Source organism: Bacillus sp. FSL R5-0512, assembly GCF_038593295.1.
Lineage (GTDB): Bacteria > Bacillota > Bacilli > Bacillales > Bacillaceae > Bacillus > Bacillus safensis.
This window is the reverse complement of the sequence record NZ_CP151982.1, coordinates 1,330,947-1,352,178: the sequence shown is the minus strand read 5'-3', so window position 1 is coordinate 1,352,178 and position 21,232 is coordinate 1,330,947. Positions and strand designations below refer to the sequence as shown.

Annotated in this window: 24 protein-coding genes; 4 read left to right on the top strand and 20 right to left on the bottom strand. The window is 40.8% G+C overall.

All coding sequences use genetic code 11. From position 1 onward, the window contains the following. Positions 1-12 precede the first annotated feature (12 nt). Complete coding sequence (locus tag NSQ25_RS06885) at positions 13-1,632, bottom strand: ATP-binding cassette domain-containing protein (RefSeq protein WP_024426884.1); 1,620 nt, start codon at positions 1,630-1,632, stop codon at positions 13-15. Positions 1,633-1,775: 143 nt separating this feature from the next. Here NSQ25_RS06885 and NSQ25_RS06880 point away from each other — a divergent pair, with 143 nt between their 5' ends. Further along, a complete protein-coding gene (locus NSQ25_RS06880) occupies positions 1,776-2,051 on the top strand; it encodes a hypothetical protein (RefSeq protein ID WP_070325775.1) in 276 nt (91 codons plus the stop codon). 62 nt (positions 2,052-2,113) lie between these two features. On the opposite strand, the gene lepB is transcribed toward NSQ25_RS06880, so the two are convergent. From lepB to NSQ25_RS06840, 8 genes are all read right to left on the bottom strand, one after another. Continuing rightward, positions 2,114-2,686 carry a signal peptidase I gene (gene lepB / locus NSQ25_RS06875; protein ID WP_029706712.1) on the bottom strand — a complete coding sequence of 191 codons (573 nt, stop codon included), beginning with the start codon at positions 2,684-2,686 and terminating at the stop codon, positions 2,114-2,116. Between the two features lie 211 nt (positions 2,687-2,897). Then, complete coding sequence (locus NSQ25_RS06870) at positions 2,898-4,790, bottom strand: PTS fructose transporter subunit IIABC (RefSeq protein WP_061109782.1); 1,893 nt, start codon at positions 4,788-4,790, stop codon at positions 2,898-2,900. Between the two features lie 13 nt (positions 4,791-4,803). Further along, positions 4,804-5,715 (bottom strand): 1-phosphofructokinase, encoded by a 912-nt coding sequence (pfkB, locus tag NSQ25_RS06865; RefSeq protein WP_034281616.1) that lies wholly within the window; start codon positions 5,713-5,715, stop codon positions 4,804-4,806. Beyond that, a complete protein-coding gene (locus tag NSQ25_RS06860) occupies positions 5,712-6,467 on the bottom strand; it encodes a DeoR/GlpR family DNA-binding transcription regulator (protein WP_326136483.1) in 756 nt (251 codons plus the stop codon). Before NSQ25_RS06860 ends, pfkB begins: the two co-directional genes overlap by 4 nt. Before the next feature lie 318 nt (positions 6,468-6,785). Next, positions 6,786-7,979, bottom strand: coding sequence for an ABC transporter permease (locus NSQ25_RS06855; RefSeq protein WP_061109780.1), 1,194 nt, complete (start codon positions 7,977-7,979; stop codon positions 6,786-6,788). Beyond that, positions 7,966-8,667, bottom strand: a complete 702-nt coding sequence (locus tag NSQ25_RS06850; RefSeq protein ID WP_034281612.1) for an ABC transporter ATP-binding protein — start codon at positions 8,665-8,667, stop codon at positions 7,966-7,968. The genes NSQ25_RS06855 and NSQ25_RS06850 overlap by 14 nt, the downstream gene beginning before the upstream one ends. Further along, complete coding sequence (locus NSQ25_RS06845; RefSeq protein WP_061109778.1) at positions 8,664-9,770, bottom strand: efflux RND transporter periplasmic adaptor subunit; 1,107 nt, start codon at positions 9,768-9,770, stop codon at positions 8,664-8,666. Before NSQ25_RS06845 ends, NSQ25_RS06850 begins: the two co-directional genes overlap by 4 nt. Positions 9,771-9,779: 9 nt before the next feature. After that, the gene (locus tag NSQ25_RS06840; protein ID WP_065214315.1) at positions 9,780-10,406 is read right to left on the bottom strand and encodes a YIP1 family protein; all 627 of its coding nucleotides are present in this window, start codon (positions 10,404-10,406) and stop codon (positions 9,780-9,782) included. Positions 10,407-10,923: 517 nt separating this feature from the next. On the opposite strand from NSQ25_RS06840, the gene NSQ25_RS06835 reads away from it, so the two are divergent. Beyond that, positions 10,924-11,301, top strand: a complete 378-nt coding sequence (locus tag NSQ25_RS06835; protein WP_065214314.1) for a hypothetical protein — start codon at positions 10,924-10,926, stop codon at positions 11,299-11,301. A 47-nt stretch (positions 11,302-11,348) separates the two neighbouring features. Here NSQ25_RS06835 and moaD read toward each other — a convergent pair whose 3' ends face one another. Genes moaD through NSQ25_RS06805 form a run of 6 tightly spaced genes read right to left on the bottom strand, consistent with a single transcriptional unit; the run spans position 11,349 to position 15,483 of the window. Continuing rightward, positions 11,349-11,582, bottom strand: coding sequence for a molybdopterin converting factor subunit 1 (gene moaD / locus NSQ25_RS06830; protein WP_034281607.1), 234 nt, complete (start codon positions 11,580-11,582; stop codon positions 11,349-11,351). Beyond that, positions 11,575-12,066 (bottom strand): molybdenum cofactor biosynthesis protein MoaE, encoded by a 492-nt coding sequence (locus NSQ25_RS06825; protein WP_326136484.1) that lies wholly within the window; start codon positions 12,064-12,066, stop codon positions 11,575-11,577. The genes moaD and NSQ25_RS06825 overlap by 8 nt, the downstream gene beginning before the upstream one ends. Then, on the bottom strand, positions 12,063-12,587 hold the full coding sequence (mobB, locus tag NSQ25_RS06820; protein WP_065214461.1) for a molybdopterin-guanine dinucleotide biosynthesis protein B: 525 nt from the start codon (positions 12,585-12,587) through the stop codon (positions 12,063-12,065). The genes NSQ25_RS06825 and mobB overlap by 4 nt, the downstream gene beginning before the upstream one ends. Further along, entirely contained in the window at positions 12,569-13,846 is a 1,278-nt protein-coding gene (glp, locus tag NSQ25_RS06815; protein WP_326136485.1) for a gephyrin-like molybdotransferase Glp, read from the bottom strand. The genes mobB and glp overlap by 19 nt, the downstream gene beginning before the upstream one ends. 9 nt (positions 13,847-13,855) lie before the next feature. Beyond that, complete coding sequence (locus NSQ25_RS06810) at positions 13,856-14,872, bottom strand: thiazole biosynthesis adenylyltransferase ThiF (protein ID WP_326136486.1); 1,017 nt, start codon at positions 14,870-14,872, stop codon at positions 13,856-13,858. Between the two features lie 29 nt (positions 14,873-14,901). Beyond that, the gene (locus NSQ25_RS06805; RefSeq protein ID WP_326136488.1) at positions 14,902-15,483 is read right to left on the bottom strand and encodes a molybdenum cofactor guanylyltransferase; all 582 of its coding nucleotides are present in this window, start codon (positions 15,481-15,483) and stop codon (positions 14,902-14,904) included. Between the two features lie 85 nt (positions 15,484-15,568). On the opposite strand from NSQ25_RS06805, the gene NSQ25_RS06800 reads away from it, so the two are divergent. Beyond that, on the top strand, positions 15,569-16,486 hold the full coding sequence (locus NSQ25_RS06800; RefSeq protein ID WP_326136489.1) for a sigmaE regulated sporulation protein: 918 nt from the start codon (positions 15,569-15,571) through the stop codon (positions 16,484-16,486). Positions 16,487-16,533: 47 nt separating this feature from the next. On the opposite strand, the gene rok is transcribed toward NSQ25_RS06800, so the two are convergent. The 3 genes from rok to ahpA all read right to left on the bottom strand — a co-directional run bounded on the left by rok (position 16,534) and on the right by ahpA (position 18,671). Beyond that, a complete protein-coding gene (rok, locus tag NSQ25_RS06795; RefSeq protein ID WP_024426871.1) occupies positions 16,534-17,106 on the bottom strand; it encodes a transcriptional regulator Rok in 573 nt (190 codons plus the stop codon). Between the two features lie 481 nt (positions 17,107-17,587). Then, the gene (locus NSQ25_RS06790) at positions 17,588-18,046 is read right to left on the bottom strand and encodes a TlpA disulfide reductase family protein (RefSeq protein WP_024424727.1); all 459 of its coding nucleotides are present in this window, start codon (positions 18,044-18,046) and stop codon (positions 17,588-17,590) included. An 82-nt stretch (positions 18,047-18,128) separates the two neighbouring features. After that, positions 18,129-18,671 carry a biofilm-specific peroxidase AhpA gene (ahpA, locus tag NSQ25_RS06785; protein WP_003211758.1) on the bottom strand — a complete coding sequence of 181 codons (543 nt, stop codon included), beginning with the start codon at positions 18,669-18,671 and terminating at the stop codon, positions 18,129-18,131. 271 nt (positions 18,672-18,942) lie between these two features. Between ahpA and NSQ25_RS06780 the strand changes: the two genes are divergently transcribed. Next, the gene (locus tag NSQ25_RS06780; protein ID WP_024424726.1) at positions 18,943-19,752 is read left to right on the top strand and encodes a mechanosensitive ion channel family protein; all 810 of its coding nucleotides are present in this window, start codon (positions 18,943-18,945) and stop codon (positions 19,750-19,752) included. Positions 19,753-19,774: 22 nt separating this feature from the next. On the opposite strand, the gene NSQ25_RS06775 is transcribed toward NSQ25_RS06780, so the two are convergent. After that, complete coding sequence (locus NSQ25_RS06775) at positions 19,775-20,017, bottom strand: YkuS family protein (RefSeq protein ID WP_024424725.1); 243 nt, start codon at positions 20,015-20,017, stop codon at positions 19,775-19,777. A gap of 50 nt (positions 20,018-20,067) precedes the next feature. Further along, positions 20,068-21,198, bottom strand: a complete 1,131-nt coding sequence (locus tag NSQ25_RS06770; protein WP_034281599.1) for an N-acetyldiaminopimelate deacetylase — start codon at positions 21,196-21,198, stop codon at positions 20,068-20,070. Positions 21,199-21,232 lie beyond the last annotated feature (34 nt).

Genomic DNA, 21,232 nt, shown 5'->3' with positions numbered 1-21,232 from the left:
GTCTTTTTTTATTTATGCGTAAAGCTCTTCAAGTCTTTTTTGGATGTCTTGATCTGATAAGAACTCATCATATGTTGTTTGTTTATCGACGATGCCATTTGGCGTCACTTCGATAATCCGGTTTGCGACTGTTTCAACAAACTGATGGTCATGAGATGAGAAGAGCATAGCTCCTTTAAAGCTCATGAGGCCGTTATTCAGCGCTGTAATGGATTCTAGGTCTAAGTGGTTCGTTGGCTCATCCAGCAGCAGAATATTCGCTCCAGACAGCATCATTTTTGATAACATACAACGAACCTTTTCTCCTCCTGATAAGACACTTGCTTTTTTCTTCACTTCTTCCCCAGAGAAAAGCATACGTCCTAGGAAACCACGCAGGAAGCTTTCGCTTTGATCATTCGGAGAATATTGACGAAGCCAATCAACGAGATCAACATCGTTTCCTTCAAAGTATTCACTATTATCTTTCGGGAAAAAGGCTTGTGACGTTGTGACGCCCCATTTAAATGATCCGCTGTCTGGCTCCATTTCACCAGCAAGGATTTTAAATAAAGTGGACACAGCAAGCTCATTACGGCTTAAGAACGCAATTTTATCTTCGCGGTTCATAATAAAGCTGACATTATCCAGTACTTTCACACCGTCAATTGTTTTTGATAGACCTTCTACTTGAAGGACATCATTTCCGATTTCGCGCTCTGGCGCAAAATGAACATACGGATATTTACGTGAAGACGGCTTAATGTCATCTAAAGAGATTTTATCAAGCAATTTCTTTCTTGATGTCGCTTGCTTCGATTTAGAAGCGTTCGCACTAAACCGGGCAACGAATTCTTGAAGCTGCTTAATTTGTTCTTCTTTTTTCTTATTTGCTTCTTGGCTTAGTTTCAGCGCTAACTGGCTGGACTCATACCAAAAATCATAGTTACCGACGTATACTTGGATTTTTCCGAAATCAAGGTCCGCAATATGTGTACATACTTTGTTTAAGAAATGACGATCATGCGAAACGACGATGACGGTATTTTCAAAGTTAATGAGGAACTCTTCGAGCCACTGGATTGCTTGTAAGTCCAAGTGGTTCGTCGGCTCATCGAGAAGAAGAACGTCAGGCTTGCCAAATAAAGCTTGAGCTAAAAGTACTTTTACCTTTTCAGAACCGCCAAGCTCAGACATTTTCTTCGATTGAAGGCTTTCTGGAATGCCAAGGCCCTTTAATAGGATCGCCGCTTCACTTTCAGCTTCCCAGCCGTTTAATTCAGCAAACTCACCTTCAAGCTCCGCTGCACGAATCCCGTCTTCATCTGAGAAATCAGGTTTCATATAGATCGCATCTTTCTCCTGCATCACGTCATATAGACGTTTGTGACCCATGATGACGACTTTCAGCACTTCAAACTCTTCGTATTCAAAGTGGTTCTGTTTTAAAATCGCTAAACGCTCACCAGGACTCATATGAACATCGCCCGTTTGAGGCTCAATTTCTCCAGAAAGAATCTTTAGGAACGTTGATTTACCAGCTCCATTGGCACCAATTAATCCGTAGCAGTTGCCAGGAGTGAATTTAATATTTACTTCTTCAAATAGTTTACGATCAGCAAAGCGCAAACTAACATTATTTACTGCAATCATTTATTAATCCTCCATCACTCATTCATCAATATGAAGTATAACATGAATAACGTTTGATAGAAACGTCTCTCGCTAAGAACGAAGGCTTTTTGTCTATTATGATATAATAAACGGGAATGATTGATTGAAGGAGTTCGGGCGATTTGAGATTACTCACACTGATGGAATACTGTTTATTGATTTTCTTTATGGGCATTTATTTATCTGCAACAGGCTTTAATGCGAGGGACTTTGGCCTTTATATTGGGCTTATCCTCATTTACACACTGGTTCACATCTTTTCCAAACGTTTTTTACAAAAGCGGGGAAAAGAAAACCAAAAGATCGGATTGTTTCGATCCGTTTTAGCCATTACCGGATCTGTATTCGCTTCTGTTCTAGCGATTGTGATCATTGTCACAGTGCTCACGCCAAATTAAAAACGACCCTTCTGTAAGGGTCGCTTGTTCAAGTACCTTCTCTTGCCCACGAGAAGGTGCTTTTATTTTGTCTGTCGAATATCGCCAAATGGGAAGAAAACAAATTCTGATGTCCCGACAACCCGATCCTTCTCAATGAGGCCAAGTCCATTTCTGCTGTCCATGGAATTCAGTCTGTTGTCCCCCATCACAAAGTAATCGTTTTTCGGTACTTTCACTGGGCCAAAATCTCCAGTTAAATGCACTTCATACTCTTTCGCATGCGCCTTGTTCTCTTTTAAATAAGGCTCATCTACTTTTTTTCCATTAATGTAAAGCGTATCATCCTTCATTTCAATCGTATCACCTGGAAGGCCGATCAATCGTTTGACATAATGAATCTTCTGACCATCTTTTCCATTAATAATCACGATGTCACCGCGTTTTACACCACCGAGATAGTTAATGGTTTTGTTGACAAACAGCTTTTCCCCGTCATGAAGTGTTGGTTCCATTGACTCTCCTTCCACCACATACGGTTCAAATATAAACGTACGGATGAGCAAGACGAGTGCAAGTGCGATTAAAATGGCTTTGATCCATTCAAACAGTGAACTTTTCTTCTCTGTTTTGGCTTGCTTCGCATCAGATTGAATTTCATTTTCGTTTTGTTTGTTTTCTTCGTTCAAAATACTGCTTCCTCCTAAGACTTTCTGCTAAAAGACTTGAAACGTGAATTGAATAACTTTACTTTATCATATGTCATTTAAAAATTCACAAGACAACCATCTAATTAGATATTTTTTCCTAATTCACTGATGATTAAACAAAAAGAAGCACCGTTTTTCACGATGCTTCTCTTCTGCATTACGCTTCTTGCCTGACTGGTTTTTTCAAAATACCCAGTAAAATCGCTGTCACAACAGCACCGATTAAGATGCTGATGATATAAAGAACTGGATGATTTGTTACCCAGAAAACAAATAGTCCGCCATGCGGTGCAGGAAGCGTCACTCTAAAGAATTCCGTTAATCCGCCAGCAACTGCTGCACCAATAACAGCTGAAGGAATCACACGAAGAGGATCTGCTGCCGCAAACGGGATCGCCCCTTCAGTGATGAAGGCAGCTCCCATGAAGTAACATGTAATCCCTGCTTCACGGTCACGTTTTGAGAACTTATTTCTAAAGATCGTTGTTGCAAGTGCAATACCTAGTGGTGGTACCATTCCGCCTGCCATAATTGCAGCATGCGGTGCATAGTTGCCAGCAGCAATCATTGCAAGACCAAATGTGTAAGCCGCTTTGTTAATTGGGCCTCCCATATCAATTGCCATCATACCAGCTAAAATAATACCCATTAAGACAAGGTTTCCCGTACCTAATGATTCAAGCCAATGTGTTAATCCGTCCATCACCATTTTCACTGGTGTGTTGACAATATAATGCATGATAATGCCTGTGAAGAAAATACCGAACAACGGATACAGCAGAACCGGTTTAATCCCGTCGAGTGTCTGCGGTACGAATGTGAATACTTTTTTGAGCAGCACAACAATGTAACCTGCTAGGAAACCAGCAATCAGTCCGCCTAAGAACCCTGCACCTGCTGCTGACGCCATAAAACCACCGACCATACCTGGCGCAAAACCTGGACGATCTGCAATACTCATGGCAATAAATCCAGCTAATACAGCAACGATTAAGGCAAGCGCATTATCGCCGCCAATTCCTTTTAAGACAGCTGCAAATGAATTAAATGAAGGGTCCTTAGGATCTGCTGAGTTAATGCCCCAGAAGAATGAAATCGCAACAAGGATACCTCCTCCGACAACAAATGGAAGCATGTTACTTACACCACTCATTAAGTGCTTGTAAAATCCGCTTCTTCCTTTGCCAGATGATTCATTTTCGTCTTTAGAAGAATTGCCGCCTGAACCTTTATAAATCGGCGCATCTTGATTGATTGCTTTTTCAATTAATTCCTGTGGACGGCGAATACCAGCTGTTACAGGGACTTCAATGACATGCTTGCCTTTAAAGCGTTCCATTTCTACTTGCTTGTCCGCTGCTACAATGATGGCTGGTGCTTCTTCAATTTCTTTTGCTGTAAGGGCATGTTTAATACCGCCAGAGCCGTTTGTTTCAACTTTAATGTCAACGCCCATTTCTTTTGCTTTTTCTTTCAAAGCATCTGCTGCCATAAATGTATGGGCAATGCCTGTTGGGCAAGCTGTTACTGCTAAAATTTTAGCGGGTTTTCCTTCTGCTGCCGGCTCCTCTTGAACTTCCTCTTCTTCTTCATCATCTTGATCATGTGTATTGATGATCTCAATGATTTCATCTTCAGTCGCCGCTTCAAGGAGCTGCTTTCGGATTTCTTCACGCATTAGAAGTGTGGATAAACGAGAAAGTGCCTCTAAGTGCGTGTTGTTTGCGCCTTCAGTTGCGGCAATCATAAAGACAAGATGACTCGGCTGCGCGTCTAGTGATTCATAATCAACACCAGCAGTTGAGCGGCCAAATGCAATGGCAGGCTCTTTTACACTTGCTGTTTTAGCGTGCGGGATGGCAATTCCTTCACCAATACCAGTAGAGCTCTGTTTTTCACGATTAATCACAGCTTCTTTGTAGCCCTCTTTATCATTTAACTTGCCTGCTGTATCTAAAACAGTGACCAGCTCTTCAATGACTGCTTCTTTCTGCTGGCTGTCTAATTGAAGCTTAATGGTATGCTTCGTGAGTAGTTCTGTAATTTTCATGATGACTCCTCCTTTAAATGCGTGTGACTTTTACTTGTGGTAATAGTGTGTCAACAAGCTCTTTTGTGCCAAGCTCCTCAGAAAAGGCTGTAGCGCTTCCTGAAGTAACACCAAGCTTAAATGAATCTTCAATTGAAAGGCCTTTTGAAACGCCGGCTAAAAACCCTGCAACGACTGAATCTCCTGCTCCAACTGAATTAACGAGCGTTCCCTTTGGAACATTGGACTGATAGATTCCTTCTTTACTGAATAAAAGGGCGCCATCTCCAGCCATGGAGACGATGACATGTTCAGCACCTTGTTCTAACAGCTTTTTCCCATAAGGAATTGCTTCTTCTGCTGATGAAATACTCGTCTCAAACATTTCACCCAGTTCATGATGATTTGGCTTCATTAAGAATGGTTTCATGTCAGCTGCTTTTTTTAACGCTTCGCCAGAAATATCAAGAACAACTCTTACACCTTGCTCTTTGCAAACTTCAGCAATACGCTCATATGTGTTATGAGGTAATGAAGAAGGAATGCTGCCAGCTAAAACCACGACATCTCCTTCAGTTAATGAAGAAAATTGAGATAGAAATGACTCAAATTGCGCTTCAGTAATTGATGGGCCGAGTCCGTTGATTTCTGTCTCTTCACCTGTTTTTAGTTTCACATTAATTCTTGTATCTTCTGACACCTCGTGAAAGGCTGTTTGTAATTGTTCGTTCTGTAAAAAATCCTGAATATATTTGCCTGTAAATCCACCAATGAATCCAAGTGCTTTTGATTCAACACCGTGACGTTTTAATAGCCTTGAGACATTAATTCCTTTACCACCTGGATATTTTTGATCATAGGTTGAACGATTTAAACCGCCGACTGCAAAATCCTCCACGTGTACAATGTAATCAACTGATGGGTTTAAAGTAACTGTATAAATCATGTTTTCACTACCTTTATAACCGTTTTTTCATGGTAATTATCGAATGAATCCTCTTTTGCGTCGTTTGTGATAATGGTGGCTTCCTGTAAACTAGCAAAGGTTGAAAACGATATTTCGCCAAACTTCGAGGCATCTGATAAGATATAGGTTTTTTTCGCCTGTTTCATGGCTCTTTTTTTCATGAGTGCTTCCTCTGGATCAGGCGTTGTAAAACCCGCCTCGGGATGAATGCCGTTTGTCCCAACAAAGCTTTTGTCAAAACGATAATTTTCCATCGCTGTCAAAGCTGCGGCTCCCACCATGGCTCCTGTTCGATGTTTCACTGATCCGCCTATCAAGTAAAAGGAAATACCTTTTCTCATAAGTGCTTCAATGTGCATCACACCGTTTGTCACCACGACAATATCTTGATCTGGATCGATATATTCAATCATTTGCTGTGTGGTTGTACCAGCATCTAAATAAATACAGTCGCCCTGTTTTAAAAGAGATGCCGCTGCCTCTGCTACCAATGACTTTTCTTGAAGGTTTTTGGCAGATTTCTCAAATACATCTGGTTCAAGGCGAATACTCGAAACCTTGGCCGCTCCTCCATGAACCCTTTTCAGAAATCCTTTTTCTTCAAGGGCTGATAAATCTCTTCTAATTGTAGATTCAGACGCATCCGTCATCATCGTTAAGTCCTGTATTTTAATGACATCATTTTCTTCTAAGCTGTCGATAATGAGTTGATGTCTTTCCGGTGTTAACATGAGAACACCCCTTTTGAAAACGTATTCATTTTGCGCGCACCTTTATTGTAATCGCTTTTTTCAACATTATCAATACAAAACAATCAAATACATTCAATAACTATCAAAATCTTTCACCATGGTCATCTTACCTTTATATGTACCATTTGTAAACTGAAAAATATGTGACATTAAGATGAAAGTCATGATATTAGCATTTCTATCATTTTTTATTTCATTCAATGGAACTAAAAAAAGCTTTTATGCGATTTGCATAAAAGCTTTTGATGGGTAATGAAGGCGAATGTAAACCGTTTGTATGCTTTTTTCTTCTCCGAATTATTCATACCTGAGCGATTCAATAGGGTCTAGTCTCGCTGCTTTATTCGCAGGAATTAACCCAAAAACAATACCAATGAGCATACTAAACAGTACGCCTCCACAAACCACTTGCCAAGATACGAGAGACGGCCAGCCGGCAAATAGTGATACTAGCGAAGCACCGCCTAAACCAAGTGCAATTCCCATCAGCCCGCCGATGAGTGTTAAAACGACAGACTCAATTAAAAACTGAACGAGAATTTGCGCCCTTGTTGCGCCCATCGCCTTTCGAATACCGATTTCTCTTGTCCTCTCTGTCACAGAAACGAGCATAATATTCATCACACCGATGCCGCCGACAAGTAAAGAGATTCCGGCTATTGAGCCAATGATCGTTGTCATAACGGACGTTATTTGACCGATCCCTTCTGCGATTTCTTCCATATTGATCATTTCGTAAGCATCTTCTGTATGATGATTTTCATTTAATATGGCAGCCGCGCTCTTTCCTACTTCCTTCATTTGATCCGCATGTGCGACTTGAATAGACAACTTATCATATTCATTCATACCAAATGTGGAGGTGAGCATCGCAAATGGGACATATATTTCATTCATATCAAATGAAAACATCCCTTTCTGTTTTGCTAACACACCGATGACTTCAACTGGCTGTCCGTTCATCCAAATCAGTTCACCTAATGCCTTTTGTCCATTGAATAGTTCTTTTTGTAAGCCATCCGAGATGAGGGCAGCTCTTCTGCCGCTTCTAAAGTCAATATCTCTTAAATTCTGTCCTTCTGCGATTTGTAATGAATGTACATCCGTATACCCCTCATTTATGCCGTTAACTGTCGCATCAACTGTCGTATCTTGAAATCTCAGCTGCATTCCTTGTGCAGTCGAGGAGGCGACCTGCTTCACCCCATTGATTGTCCTAATGCTTTTTATGTCTTCCTCAGTAAATGAGGCTTCGAATAAAGCATTTGGATTTGCATTTAACTCTTCGTCAGAAGGCGTATATGTCATATCAATGGTATTGTTTGGACCTGAAATCGATCCTTTTAACATTTGCTCACCGCCTTGACCGATCGCCACGACTGCAATGACTGATCCAACACCAATAATAATCCCAAGCATCGTTAAAATAGAACGTAATTTATGAGCTAAAACCGAATTCAGCGCTATTTTGATATTTTCAAAGAGTTTCATTCATAGCGTCCCCTTGCATCCATCTATCTTCAACAAGCCGTCCATCTCTCACAACGACCGTACGGTTTGTATACGCAGCTATTTCTTCTTCATGGGTGACAAGCACAATCGTTGTCCCTTCCTCATTCAGCTGTGTAAACTGTTCCATAATTGACATGCTTGTTTTTGAGTCGAGAGCACCAGTCGGTTCGTCTGCCAAAATAAGCTGAGGCTTATTGACAATCGCTCGTGCAATTGCCACCCTTTGCTTTTGTCCTCCTGACAACTCACTTGGCATATGTTTCATTCGATCTGCCAAACCAACCTTTTCAAGTGCCAATTCCGCACGTTCTTTTCTTTCCTTTTGGCTGATCCCAGCGTAAATCATCGGAAGTTCAACATTGCGTCTCGCATTTAACCTTGGCAGGAGGTGAAATTGCTGAAAAACAAATCCAATGGATTGATTTCGAATGACCGCGAGCTCTTGATCCTTTGCTGCTGACAGCTCTGTACCTTGAAAATGATATTGTCCCGTCGTCGGGCGGTCTAAACAGCCAATAATATTCATTAACGTTGACTTTCCAGAGCCTGACGGGCCCATAATGGACATATACTCACCTTTTTCAATGACAAGATTCATGTCACTTAATACATCAAATGTTTCGTGTGCGACCTCATAGCTTTTTGTTACGTTGGAAAGCTGAATCATTCAGCATTCACTTCCATTCCGTCATACATGTCATCTGTTGGATGAGCAATGATTTGGTCCTCTGCCTTGACACCTTTTGTCACTTCAAGATCATGACCTGACGTTTCCCCTATGACCACTTTTACTTTTTTCAGTACATTTTCTCGAACAACATAAACGTATTGTCCATCAGTCTCTTTTTTTACTGCTGTTTCAGGAATTGTTTGCGCTTGGCGCTTATCTGTTTCAATTTCCATGATCATTTTAAAACCAGGCTTCGCCTCAGGTTTCTTCCCCTTTATTTCAACTTCAACAGGATATTGAACCGTTTGATCGCTCGAAGTTGTTTCGGCCGCAGTCTGGACAGGAACAGCACCTACTTTTTTCACGACTCCTTGCCAGCTCTTCCCGCGAATGACATCAGACGTTACCTTCACTTTTTGTTTCTTTTTGATTTTGATGGCATCATACTCTGAGATCAAACCCCGCACGATCATTTTTTTCTCATTACCAATATGGATGATCGGCTGCCTATCTTCCGGCCCCCCTGCTCCGGCCTCTTGCTCAATGGAAATCACTGTTCCATCAATTTTACTATGTACGGTTAAATCTTCTATTTGCGCCTTTACTTTTTCTTGGCTGATCTCTGCTTGCTTTTGTTCTAATTCAGCCGCTTTCAGTTCTAATTGAAGCTGATCTCGCTCGCTTTTGGCATTAGCGTCAGAACCGCCTGCTTTTTTCTCATCTAATTCACTCAGCCTATTTTGCAATTGTTCCAATTTTAATGTACTTGACTCAGCGGCTAATGCTTGCTGCTGCTCCTCAAGCTCCAGTTCCTTGTTTTCATATGTAAGAAGCGGCGTTCCAGCCTTTACCTTTTCCCCTTCTTTCACAGCAATTCCCTTCAATTTCCCCTTTTCCTCTTCTTCATAGATGAACTGCTCTTCAGAAAATGAAAGTGTCCCGGGTGTCATCACCGTAGATGTGATTTCTTTCGGCGTGAGTTTGACTGTTTTAATCGCTGCTGTAGAAACAGGCTTTGCTTGGTTTTTCGCAATATTAAATCCAATAAATAGTCCAATCACAATAATTAAAATAGATCCGATGATGATTTTCTTTCTCATAAAAACATTCTACCCCCAGCTTACTGATATGTTAATTGCTGTTCCTACATATTGAAAAATTAACGATAAAATATAAAAGACGCCTATAATCACCCAAGAAATTTTCGGTGATATACGCCCAACTTGGATGAATAAAAAGCCTGTTAAAACAAGATTCCAGATCACAAATAAATCGATATTGGCTAACACCGCCTGCCATGGACCAGAAATTCGAATGAGTGCGTTTAACGAAGTAACCGTGACATCTTTTGGAACATGAAAAAGGATTACTGCCAAATGAGAAATAATCGTCCCAATGATCGTAACGGGTGTAATGAACAGAACCGCTGAAAACAGCTGCCGAAATGATGCATCACCTTTCGCTAAAAATACGATGAACTTATATATAGCAGCATTGATGACAATCCCAAATACCAGACCAATGAGCGTCACCACATAAACAACAGGTACCGGCAAACTTAAATCTGCCCACATTCCCTTATTTACGAGCTCAGACAAATAAGTCACAACAACTGTTAAAATAAGCACACAAGATAAAGGCCACCAAACAACTGGATGTTCCCATACTCTTTTCAGGTGCTCTGATGGTCTTGTGCTCACTCCAATGATCGTAGGTTTTTGCATGTTTTCTTTCACCAAATGTCATCCTCTCTATGTCAAGCAAATATGCAAACGCACAATGACGCTCTTTTTCTTTCTATTTTATCAAAAGATTGCCAATAAGTGATCGATCATTTGATTTTCTTATTTTCGTTGAGAAAAAATTTTATCTATTATTCTATTTTCACGAATGAAACCCTTCAAATGACCCCATGATCCGACCATATTCATATCAAGAATCGTGCTTTTACTGACTTAAAAACATTTTATTAAGTAAACAATATGTCTTTCGGAATAAATATCCTTTTCTTTTGGATTCGCATGGTCTTAGATAGACACAACAATTTTTTGTTAAAATAATCCTAGTAATTTGGACAAATCCCGGCTTTATAGGACTATGATTGGTTTCTTTTACAGAACAAATAAGTCTTTAGTATCAATACTTTCATATTAAAAAATTAAAAATAAAGGGATTTTACTTGATCAAAAGTTATTTTTTCATATAATGTAAAATAGAGGTAGGTTAAATGATAGTGGAAATGGAGTCAAGTGAATGTTAAGAGAAAAATTGAAAATGCAATTGATTTTACTGTATGAAAAGGAACAAGAAGCATGGCAATACTTTCGAAAGGAAAGAGAATCGATTTATCATGAGCTCAAATTACTTGATATGAAAGAAAGCAGACCTTCTAACGACAAAATATACTACGCTGCAAGATGTGTAGATATTATTAAAGAGAAAAAGGGAAGCATTGTGAGCACAAAAGAATTAAAGGAACAGCTTCAAGCCCAAACAGATTTCAATGTGAGACGAATCAGCGAATTGTATGATCTCATTCAGCAGCTCGATCCTCACATTTCTAAAGCAAGAAGGGGATGTTTTATTTACGAAGATTACACCCAAGTACCTCTACAAACTTTTCACACATAAAAAATTGGTTACAGCCGGGCGGCCATAACCAAATCCTCTAATATCTATTATCCACCACTTACAGGAGGAATGAGTGCAACAGTGTCCCCGCTACGCACTTCAGCATTTTCCCTCGTATATATTTCGTTGACTGCAACCATTACATTTTGTGCAGCATCAACACCATATACCTCCTGTAATTCTATTTTAATCTCATCAACCGTTGTTTGTTCTTTTTGAATGATGATTTGTTGTTTCCCGGCCTTCTCAGCAAGGCCGGCGAACAATAACACATTAATCATGCTGATCACCTTCTTTCTCTGCAAGTTGAAGATGGCTAGGTTTACCTTCTGGATATGAAACCGTTTCAAGCTGATTACCTATCCAGGCCTCTCCATCTTCCCAATATTCTTTTTTCCAAATAGGAACGATTTCCTTGATTCGTTCAATAGCATATTCATTGGCTTCGTAGGCAGCCTTCCTATGAGGAGAAGAAACGGCGATCGCAACAGCAATATCGGTTATCTCAAGTGTTCCAATCCGGTGCACAATCGCTGCTTCAGTGTCAGGCCACCGATTCTTCATTTCTTGTCCAATCTGCCTTAGCATACTTTCCGCCATTGGTATGTATGCTTCGTACGTTAAACGCAATGTTTTCTTGCCTTTTGTCCATTCTCTGACCGTCCCGATAAACGTTGTAATCGCTCCTGCCTTTCGTCTTGTCACATGCTGAATCAATTCGTTAACCTCAATCGGCGTTTTTGTTATTTTAAAAAGTTCGCTCAAAACGTGCCGCCTCCCTTCAATAAGTGAAAAGCAAATGTCATCCCGCGCTTATCAAAAGCTGAAAACACAGGAAACGGGTAATTTTCGGTTAATGGATCCTCTTGAGAAAAATAAATAGCTGCCTGTATATTAGAAAGAGTTGAAAGGTCAATAAGCTCCTCTTCATTCTTGACACAAACGATTTTGCGATAAGGCGCCTGTTTGTACCCCTCTATGAGAACAGCGTCTAACGGAAGATGCTGACACATGCTGAGCAGCTGCTCTAACGTGATGTGCTGCATCGAAAAGTGAAATTCACCCTCTCCTTCCACACCTGCGGCATATGCCCCTGCTTGTACATATCGATCGGTATCTTTTTCTTTGAAAAGACGATCTGGTGTCCCGCCATGTCCATGGTGTTTAAAGCAGCCTAGCTTCAGCCCTTCACGTTCAGCCAGCTGACAGAGCTTTTCGATCAAGGTAGTCTTGCCGCTATTTTGATAACCGACCACCTGTAATATGCTTAATTTGTCATCCAGCACGAGGAACCACCGCCTTTGTGCTGAAACAGCAGAACAGCAACTTGATCACCTGCTTGAAAACCTCTTGTTCCCCCAGGCAGCACGATGAAACAGTCAGCCTCTGCAATAGAGGTCACTGCACTTGATTTATCAAGACCTGTCGGAGTCACACTGATGTGACTGCCAGTGAATTGAAGGGCAGCCCTGACAAAACGAGTAAACGGATTGGCTTTTGGAAAATCATGTGTGAGTTTCGCCTCTGCAAAAGCGGGAAATGGATTTTCTTTCATATACCATTTATAGATGATCGGCTTCACAAATAATTCAAAGCCCACAAAACAGGCAGCAGGATTTCCGGACAGCCCAAACAGCAATTGACCATTTGGCATTGCAGCCACAGTCGTCACACTTCCAGGTCTCATGGCTACTTTATTAAACAGCACCTTGGCTCCCAGTTTTTCATAAATGGCAGGCAGAAAGTCAAAATCGCCCACTGACACACCGCCTGTTGTGATCAGAATGTCTACCTTGCTCATGGCTGCTTTTACTGCATGATAACTTTTGTCAAAGTCATCGGAGACTCCGCCTAAATCAAGCGGCTCAGCTCCGGCCTCAAGTACCTGCGCATAGACCATACTAAGATTACTATTTCTAATCTTGCCGTCCACCATGGCATCACTTACTTGAAGAAGCTCTGTGCCTGTTGAGATAATGCCAATCACCGGTTTTTTGACAACTGGCACTACCGCATATCCGAATGTCGCCAATAGAGCCGTGACGCCAGGAGTGACATCTGTTCCTTTTTTGACCATCACGTTTCCTTTGAGTACCTCTTCTCCTTGACGAGAAATATTGTCTCCCTTTTTCAGCGGTCTTTTCAGTGACATGAATGATTTGCCGCCTTTTTCAAAAGTCTTCGTCAGTTCAATCATGATAACGACATTTGCGCCATTTGGAATTTTTGCTCCTGTCATAATACGAATGGCCTGAAAGGGACCGATGGTTTTTGCTGAGACCATTCCTGCACCAATATGATCAATGACTTCGAATTCAACTGGATGCTCGCTTGATGCTTCTTTTGTATCTTCTGCCCGAAGTGCAAAGCCATCATACGGAGAACGATCAAATGCCGGAACATCATGGTCTGCCAAAATATCTTCTGCAATAAACCGTCCAAGGCTGTCCTTTAAAGGGACCCATTCTATTTCTCCATGTTTTTCGTATTGGTGGACTTTCTTTATGGCCTCTTCTACTTGTATTGGCTGCCGTCTTTCCATCACACTTCACTCCTATATCCCTAGCAGTCTTGCTAGTAATGAATTGGCTTCTTTTTCATCGTTTGTTCCATGGATTAATGCACGTCCCCCTTTGAAACAGACCATTCGGTAGTTTTCGTAGCGTACATGGATTAAGAAGTCGTTTACTTCCACCTCACATATAGATGAGAGCCGCTCTTTTATATGCTGAAATGATAGTTTTGCTAAATCCTTTGATACAATTTGAACGGTGTCACGTCCACAAAGCACCGTGGATTTTTTACGCTGGTCATGTAAATAAGGATAGGTTCTTGCCGTGCCGCAAGTTGGACAGTCTTTCTGCTTCGTGCGAGATAAATCCATTTTAAAGGATGTAGACTGCCAAAGATCAAACGTGACAAATTTCCGCTCGATTTGCTCTTCATGACCTGTTAAATATTTGAGTGCCTCTGTTTGCTGATAAGCAGAAACCATTTGAACGGCAGGTGAAATAATCCCCGCTGTATCGCACGTCAAGCCGCCAACAGGCATTGCCGTGAACACACATGATAAACATGGCGTTTTATCCGGCAATATGGTCATATACATCCCCTGACTGCTCACACAAGCGCCATAAATCCACGGTGTCTTCGTTACTAGCGATAAATCATTCATCACCATTCTTGTCTCAAAATTATCTGTTGCATCAATGACGATATCTGCTCTCTGGAATAACGGCCTTAACAGCTCCGCCCCTGCATCTTCAATCAGGGCGTGTATCTTCACTTCATGATTGATCTGCTCGAGACGTTTTTTTGCCGCTGCTGCTTTTGGCATATGCGCCTTTGCATCATGTTCCGTGTACAGCTGCTGCCGCTGTAAATTTGAAAATTCCACATAATCACGATCGACAATCGTAAGCGTACCGATGCCAGACCGAACAAGTCCTTCCGCAGAGGCGGTACCAAGAGCACCGGCTCCAACGATCAGAACATGACTTTCAGCCAGCGCATGCTGTCCTTTTTCCCCCACCGGAGGGAACAAGATTTGTCTTGAATATCGGTCATTCAATGCTGCTCTCTCCTCACCGTTTTTATGTATCATATCATACCGTTTTCAGGTAAATCGCTTCTTTTATTGATATTACGAAATTCGTTTGATGTCACGTTCAGTTCTTCCTCTGAAACGATGCGCACTTGAAGCTTTTGAAGCAAGTCCTTGACGGCAAATTGATTCTCTTTTAAACACGCACGAATAAACGGCAGAGAGCGGCGGTGATAAAGCGCAAGCAAAGGCTGTAATCTGCCCTCAACAAGCGGGATAATGGCATCTGTGTGCTCGCTGCAATAGGACGATAATACTTTCGCCGTTTCCTTCCGGATGAAAGGCATGTCACATGCCGTTACTAAATACCATTCTGCCTTTTGCTTTTGCATCGCCGTATATATGCCGGCAAGCGGTCCGCATCCGCGCACCTCTTCATCATCTAACCACACACTTTGTTCACCTCTTGCTTTGAAAAAAGGAAGAAGCGACGGATGACTGATGATAACCGTCTGCCCTTCTAAAAGCTGCTCTTTCACATGCTCATATAATGGTTTCCCTTGATACATATGACTTGCCTTTGGCTCTCCAAAGCGTCTGGAAGCTCCTCCAGCTAAAATTACATTCACTACGTGCATCCACTAAGTCCTCCTTTGATATGGTTGTTCTAATCGCACTCCTTTCGCATACTTTATTGGTAACATGAATAAGGAGGGTCTATCGATGAACAGGCGCCATGCTTCTCCCCTATTCCATGATTTATCTCAAGAGAATTTATACTTAAAAGCTGAAACTGCCAAATATCAACAAATGATCTCTGATTTACAGTCCTCATATACGTATTCTAAAAATAAGAAGTTAACTCAAGAATATCATGAGATGAAAAAGGATTTCACGCAATTAAAACAACAATTGGATGAAATGACCAATGATCAACACGATGCTGCCTCAAAAATACAGGAACTCTCCTACAGCAAATCAGAATTATTACATAAAATGGTCCTTCTCCATGAGATGCTGCAAAAGGAAACCTATCATAGAAGAAAAGAAACAGAAGAAAAACACAGGCTGCATTTGAAAGTTGTCAAATATAAAGAAATCTCTCAACAATTAAATGAACGGATAGAGGATCAAGATAAACGACTTGCAAAAGAGGAGAAAAAAGGAAATACTTTATCCGCAGTGATTGAGAAGCTGCAGCAAACATTGGGCAATAAAAACGCAGAGCTCCATGTATTACAGGAAGGCGTCAGACATCTTCAAGAGCGTTTTTATGAAACACAGGAGAAATTACTGCAAATTGAAAAAGCAAAAGAAGCGATTTTTTACGAAACGCTCACAAGCTATCAAAAACAGTTAGCAGAAAGCGAAGAATGGATTGCCTCTCATTTTGCTGATATTGACCAGTCAGCACAAACAAATGCACAGCCATTCTCACGAGACCGCATCCTGCAAACGACAGAAGAAATCGAACCGATCTTGAAGAAACTCAACGAACAAGTTCAAACACTTCAGGAACAAGTCGATGCAGTGCAGCATAATGGAGAGGTCATGACAGTCAAAATCGACAGCTTCAAAAAACAGCGTGATCACCTGCCCAAGGAACGCAAAATTGTCTATACTGTTGATCAAAAGAAGTAATTCTCGAAATAAAAAACTGCTGGCTTTTACGCCCAGCAGTTTTTTATTTATTCGTCTTCTGTTTGAATGTCGCCTTCTAAAATATACTGTCCGCGATAAGGCTTCTTCACTTCAGGGTACATTTTAATTAAGCTTTGCATAAACGTTGTCATATTTGGGATTTCAAGACCGCTCTCTTTTTCGATCTCTTTTTGAAGCTCTGAGCTTTTAATCGCTGCATTATGACGCTTTAACGTTTTAATCGCAGCTTCACGAAGCTTCGCTGCCTTAGAGCCAGGACGAGCTGTGCCTCTTCTGCGTCTTGTCGATCCTTCAGGAATACCTACAGGCGCACCGTTTAGCTGTCCTGTTCCTAAAGATGATGATTGTGGTTGTGCCGGCTGCTGGTAGCTTCTCATTTCTTGCGCAGCAAGCTCAGCTAATACAGGCAGTGAATCCGTCTTTCTCTCTGTACGTACTTCTTTTTTTGTATCTGACACTAGACCTGTTCCTTGACGGTCTAATTCTCTTAATTTTGCATAAATCGCATCTCGCTCAATTTGATATTCACGGATGACCTTTACTTCTGCCTCGTTTAATTGTTCCAATCGTAAACGTAACGCTTCCCTCTCATTAAACAATGGATTTCCCCCTCATCATATAAAAAATATTCTATAGTAAATATTAGATTAGAAAACTAATTTTATCAACTATTTTTTTATCATTTTACAGTTTGCTAACAGATAGGTATTTTCAACTAAAATTTTGCCAAAGAGGAAAAATCGGCACCCATTTCATTGCCACTATAGGCTTTTGACAAACCTTAAAATATTGTAAAAAAATTGAATAAACGCTTATACTACTTGATTTATATAGTTATTTACCTAACTGAAATTTCTTTTGTGCAAAAACGTTCTGAATAGTAAAAAGTTAAAATCTTTACATTTTCATTTCAAAACAAAAATGTAAATAGGTCGTTATACCTTTTTGTTTCAGGGATATTTTTTAATAAACTCCCTCATTTTCTCTTTTCTTAGGAATAACACCTACATAAAAACTCATCCGAAGCCATATGCTTCCTAATTTTGTCCATGAAAAAACCCCCATTTATGGGGGAAAAGCTTATTCTGCAGCCTTTTCAGACTCAGAAAGCACTCGATTGACACGTTTTTCAAGCATTTTCATTCCGCTTCCGCCGGCTTGGAAGTGGCGCAAAGCACCTGTTTTATCAAATACATAATATGCCGGTACATATTCGTTTTCAAAGGCTTCTGTTAAGTGATGATCACTGTCCACAAAGATTGGCTGCGTAATTTCATGCTCTTTCGCAACTTCTTTGATTTTTTCTAGATCTAGGTCATCCTCTGAACGAGGCATATGAACTGCCACAACGTTTAGTTGATCCTTGTATTCATCACGGAATTGATTGACTTGAGGCATTGCCTCTTTACAAAGATGACAGCTGACTGACCAGAAATGAATCAATGTTGGTTTGTCACCAATCAAATCTTCTTTTGTTACTTCTCCATTTAACCATTCTTTTGCACCAGTTAGTTCTGGCATTGGTTGACGTAATTTCATTATGAAGCGCCTCCATCCATTGTATGTGTCGAAACAAAAAGGTCTAACATCAGTTAGACCCTCCTGTTTCTTCAGTTATCAATTAAAGTGTTTTTTGACCAGGTTTCCAGTTCGCTGGGCAAAGTCCACCAGTTTGTAATGCTTGAAGAACACGTAATGTCTCATCTACATCACGACCGATATTGTTGTGGAATACTGTTTGGTATTGTAGTTCGCCTTCTGGGTTAATGATGAATAAACCGCGAAGAGCAATTCCTTCTTCTTCAATTAAAACGCCGTATTCTCTAGATACTGTGTGGTTAGTATCAGCAGCTAACGGGTATTTTAATTCACCTAGACCATTATCTTTACGGTCTGTATTGATCCAAGCAAGATGCGTGTGGATTGTATCAGTAGATACACCAATGATTTCTGCATCTAAATCTTCGAACTCGTCATAACGATCGCTCATTGCTGTAATTTCAGTTGGGCAAACAAATGTGAAATCCATTGGATAGAAGAAAAGAACTGTCCATTTGTCATTCTTCATGTTTTCCTCTAAACTTACTTTACCAAATTCCTTGTTAGCAAGTACTGCTTCCATTTCAAAACGTGGAGCTTGTTTTCCTACAAAACGCTCTGCCATATGTAAATCCCTCCAAAAAATAATATCTTTATACAGTCTTCTTAGCTGTATATAAAATGAGAATCAAAACTTAAAATTCTCATTTAGTTAATAACTTCACAATTACAATTATAATACTTATGCGATTTTTAGTCAATATTAATTAATAATAAATTTAATTAACGATTTGTCACAATTCCTGCTCTACTTATCAAAAGTTTAACATGACTTGCATAAGGGAACAAATGATTAGCTTCTCTTTTAGAGCATACATAGAAAGGTTTTGAAGATTATGAGAGCATTTCAACAAGTAGATTGGGTTTCCATTATCCTCAATAGCAGTATGATTTTGCTAAAACTAGTCGCCATCTTTGCCATTTACTTTATCATCAGAGCCATAGGAAACAAGATGATTAAGCGCGCCTATTCAACATTCGCTGAAAAGCATGAGGTCTCTTTATCAAGAGCTCAGACACTGCAAAGTTTGACGTTAAATATTTTCGCCTACTTATTGATTTTTATTCTAGTTGTGATGATCCTCGACTTATTTCATTATAACCCGACCGCTTTACTGGCAGGTGCGGGCGTTGTGGGACTTGCGATCGGCTTTGGCGCTCAAGGGTTAGTGAGTGATATTGTGACTGGATTCTTTATATTATTGGAAAAACAATTTGATGTAGGAGAATATATAACGGTCGCTGGCTTCGATGGGATTGTCGAACAAATTGGCCTAAGAACCACGCAGCTTCGAAGCTTTGACGGCACCCTTCATTTCATTCCAAATCGCAGCATACTGAATGTAAGCAATCATTCAAGAGGGACAATGCAGGCACTCGTTGATATTGAGCTGTCACCGGATGAAAATGTGGATCAGATGATCACAGCCCTCCAAGCTGCCTGTGATGAGGTACGGGAGGAAACTCCTCAAATTATCGAAGGTCCTCAAGTTGTCGGCGTAGAGGCGTTCGGTTCCTCTTCCCTTGTGCTGCGCATCATAGCGAAAACTGAAACAATGGAGCAATGGCGAGTGGAACGAATCTTGCGCAAAAAAATGAAAGAAGTACTCGATATAGAAAAAGAGCAAAAAGAACCGGGATCATAATCTACCGGTTCTTTTTCTTGTTTTATTGAACACGCTGTTCTACTTCTTGGCAAATTTCATCAGCCGTCATACCTGATGCTGTAATAACAGATGCCTTTGTTGTTGTGTCTGAAATGCCAAGAACATTTGAATCTAGTCCTGTGACGACATAACAGTCACACTGATCCATTTGCTGTTCATTTTGAATACGTACGACATCATATCCTTTTTGCTTCAATAGTTCTTCTACATCGGATAAAGATTGTTCTACACCAATTCTTGTCATAATCAAGAACACCTCCTGTTCATAAGGTGTACAGGAGGCAGCTCGATTATTCATTCCCCAGCTTGCTTTTTAAAATAAGCCGTCATGACATTCACAGCTGTTTCAATCGCGTTTTCATCAGGCTGGAGCTTTGCATGGTGCAGGCCGTATTCTGAATCGACCCCTAACCAAAACATGAAGCCGGGATATTTTTTCAGCATGTAGCCAAAATCTTCTCCTGTCATGGCTTCTCTGCATTCAATCACATTTGCTAGCCCTTCTTCGGCTACATATGACATAAATTCCTCTGTCAAATCCTTTGAATTGTCCACTTCGTAATAAGAGGAAGGGTATTGAACGGTTGCCTTGCATTCGTAGCCAATTTCAACGCCTTTTGCCAATGCTTCAATTCGCTTTCTCACCTTGTCCATAGACTCTGGGGATAGTGTGCGAATGGTACCGTCAAGCTTTGCATGCTGCGCAATAATATTTTGAGCCGTTCCACCGGTAATTGTACCGACTGTAATGACCGCACTATCAAGGGGATCGACATTACGCGAAATGACCGATTGCAGCTGACCTACAAGTGCACTTGCAGCAACAACCATATCATTTGCTAAATGAGGATATGCAGCGTGTCCGCCTTTTCCTTCAAGCTCAATCACAAGCTCACTCGTATTGGCAAATAACAAACCAGGCTTCGTAGCAATTGTTCCAACAGGATATTCAGGTGCGATATGCAGCGCTGTAATAAAGTCTGGTGTCCATTTTTTCAATACATCACTTGCAAGCATCGGTTCAGCTCCGCCTGGCCCTTCTTCTGCCGGCTGGAAGATAAATAATACGTCTTCTTTGATCGGTTCATGAACGAAATGATCAATGATACCAAGTGCAATGGTCATATGAAGGTCATGTCCACATGCATGCATCTTTCCTTCATGCACAGATTCAAATGGATACCCTGTTTCCTCAGGAATAGACAGACCGTCCATATCTGCACGATAAGCAAATACGCGCGTTGGATTTGTTCCCTTCACTTTCACAAAAAGCCCAGTTCGCCACGTTTCAATCTCAACTCGATCTTTTGAATAGGTGCTAAGGTGCTGAATGAGATACGCTTGAGTTTTAAATTCTTGGAAACCAAGCTCAGGGATTTGGTGTAAATCTCTTCGAATGGATATTAATTGCTCACGATTTAACAAGTGAACTCACTTCCTTTCTTCTATACGAATAAGA

Coding starts and splice junctions, on each gene's coding strand:
- NSQ25_RS06885 (WP_024426884.1), bottom strand. CDS start 1,632: ATGATTGCAGTAAATAATGTTAGTTTGCGCTTTGCTGATCGTAAACTA.
- NSQ25_RS06870 (WP_061109782.1), bottom strand. CDS start 4,790: ATGAAAATTACAGAACTACTCACGAAGCATACCATTAAGCTTCAATTA.
- pfkB (WP_034281616.1), bottom strand. CDS start 5,715: ATGATTTATACAGTTACTTTAAACCCATCAGTTGATTACATTGTACAC.
- NSQ25_RS06860 (WP_326136483.1), bottom strand. CDS start 6,467: ATGTTAACACCGGAAAGACATCAACTCATTATCGACAGCTTAGAAGAA.
- NSQ25_RS06855 (WP_061109780.1), bottom strand. CDS start 7,979: ATGAAACTCTTTGAAAATATCAAAATAGCGCTGAATTCGGTTTTAGCT.
- NSQ25_RS06850 (WP_034281612.1), bottom strand. CDS start 8,667: ATGATTCAGCTTTCCAACGTAACAAAAAGCTATGAGGTCGCACACGAA.
- NSQ25_RS06845 (WP_061109778.1), bottom strand. CDS start 9,770: ATGAGAAAGAAAATCATCATCGGATCTATTTTAATTATTGTGATTGGA.
- NSQ25_RS06835 (WP_065214314.1), top strand. CDS start 10,924: ATGTTAAGAGAAAAATTGAAAATGCAATTGATTTTACTGTATGAAAAG.
- moaD (WP_034281607.1), bottom strand. CDS start 11,582: ATGATTAATGTGTTATTGTTCGCCGGCCTTGCTGAGAAGGCCGGGAAA.
- NSQ25_RS06805 (WP_326136488.1), bottom strand. CDS start 15,483: ATGCACGTAGTGAATGTAATTTTAGCTGGAGGAGCTTCCAGACGCTTT.
- NSQ25_RS06800 (WP_326136489.1), top strand. CDS start 15,569: ATGAACAGGCGCCATGCTTCTCCCCTATTCCATGATTTATCTCAAGAG.
- NSQ25_RS06790 (WP_024424727.1), bottom strand. CDS start 18,046: ATGAAATTACGTCAACCAATGCCAGAACTAACTGGTGCAAAAGAATGG.
- ahpA (WP_003211758.1), bottom strand. CDS start 18,671: ATGGCAGAGCGTTTTGTAGGAAAACAAGCTCCACGTTTTGAAATGGAA.
- NSQ25_RS06780 (WP_024424726.1), top strand. CDS start 18,943: ATGAGAGCATTTCAACAAGTAGATTGGGTTTCCATTATCCTCAATAGC.
- NSQ25_RS06775 (WP_024424725.1), bottom strand. CDS start 20,017: ATGACAAGAATTGGTGTAGAACAATCTTTATCCGATGTAGAAGAACTA.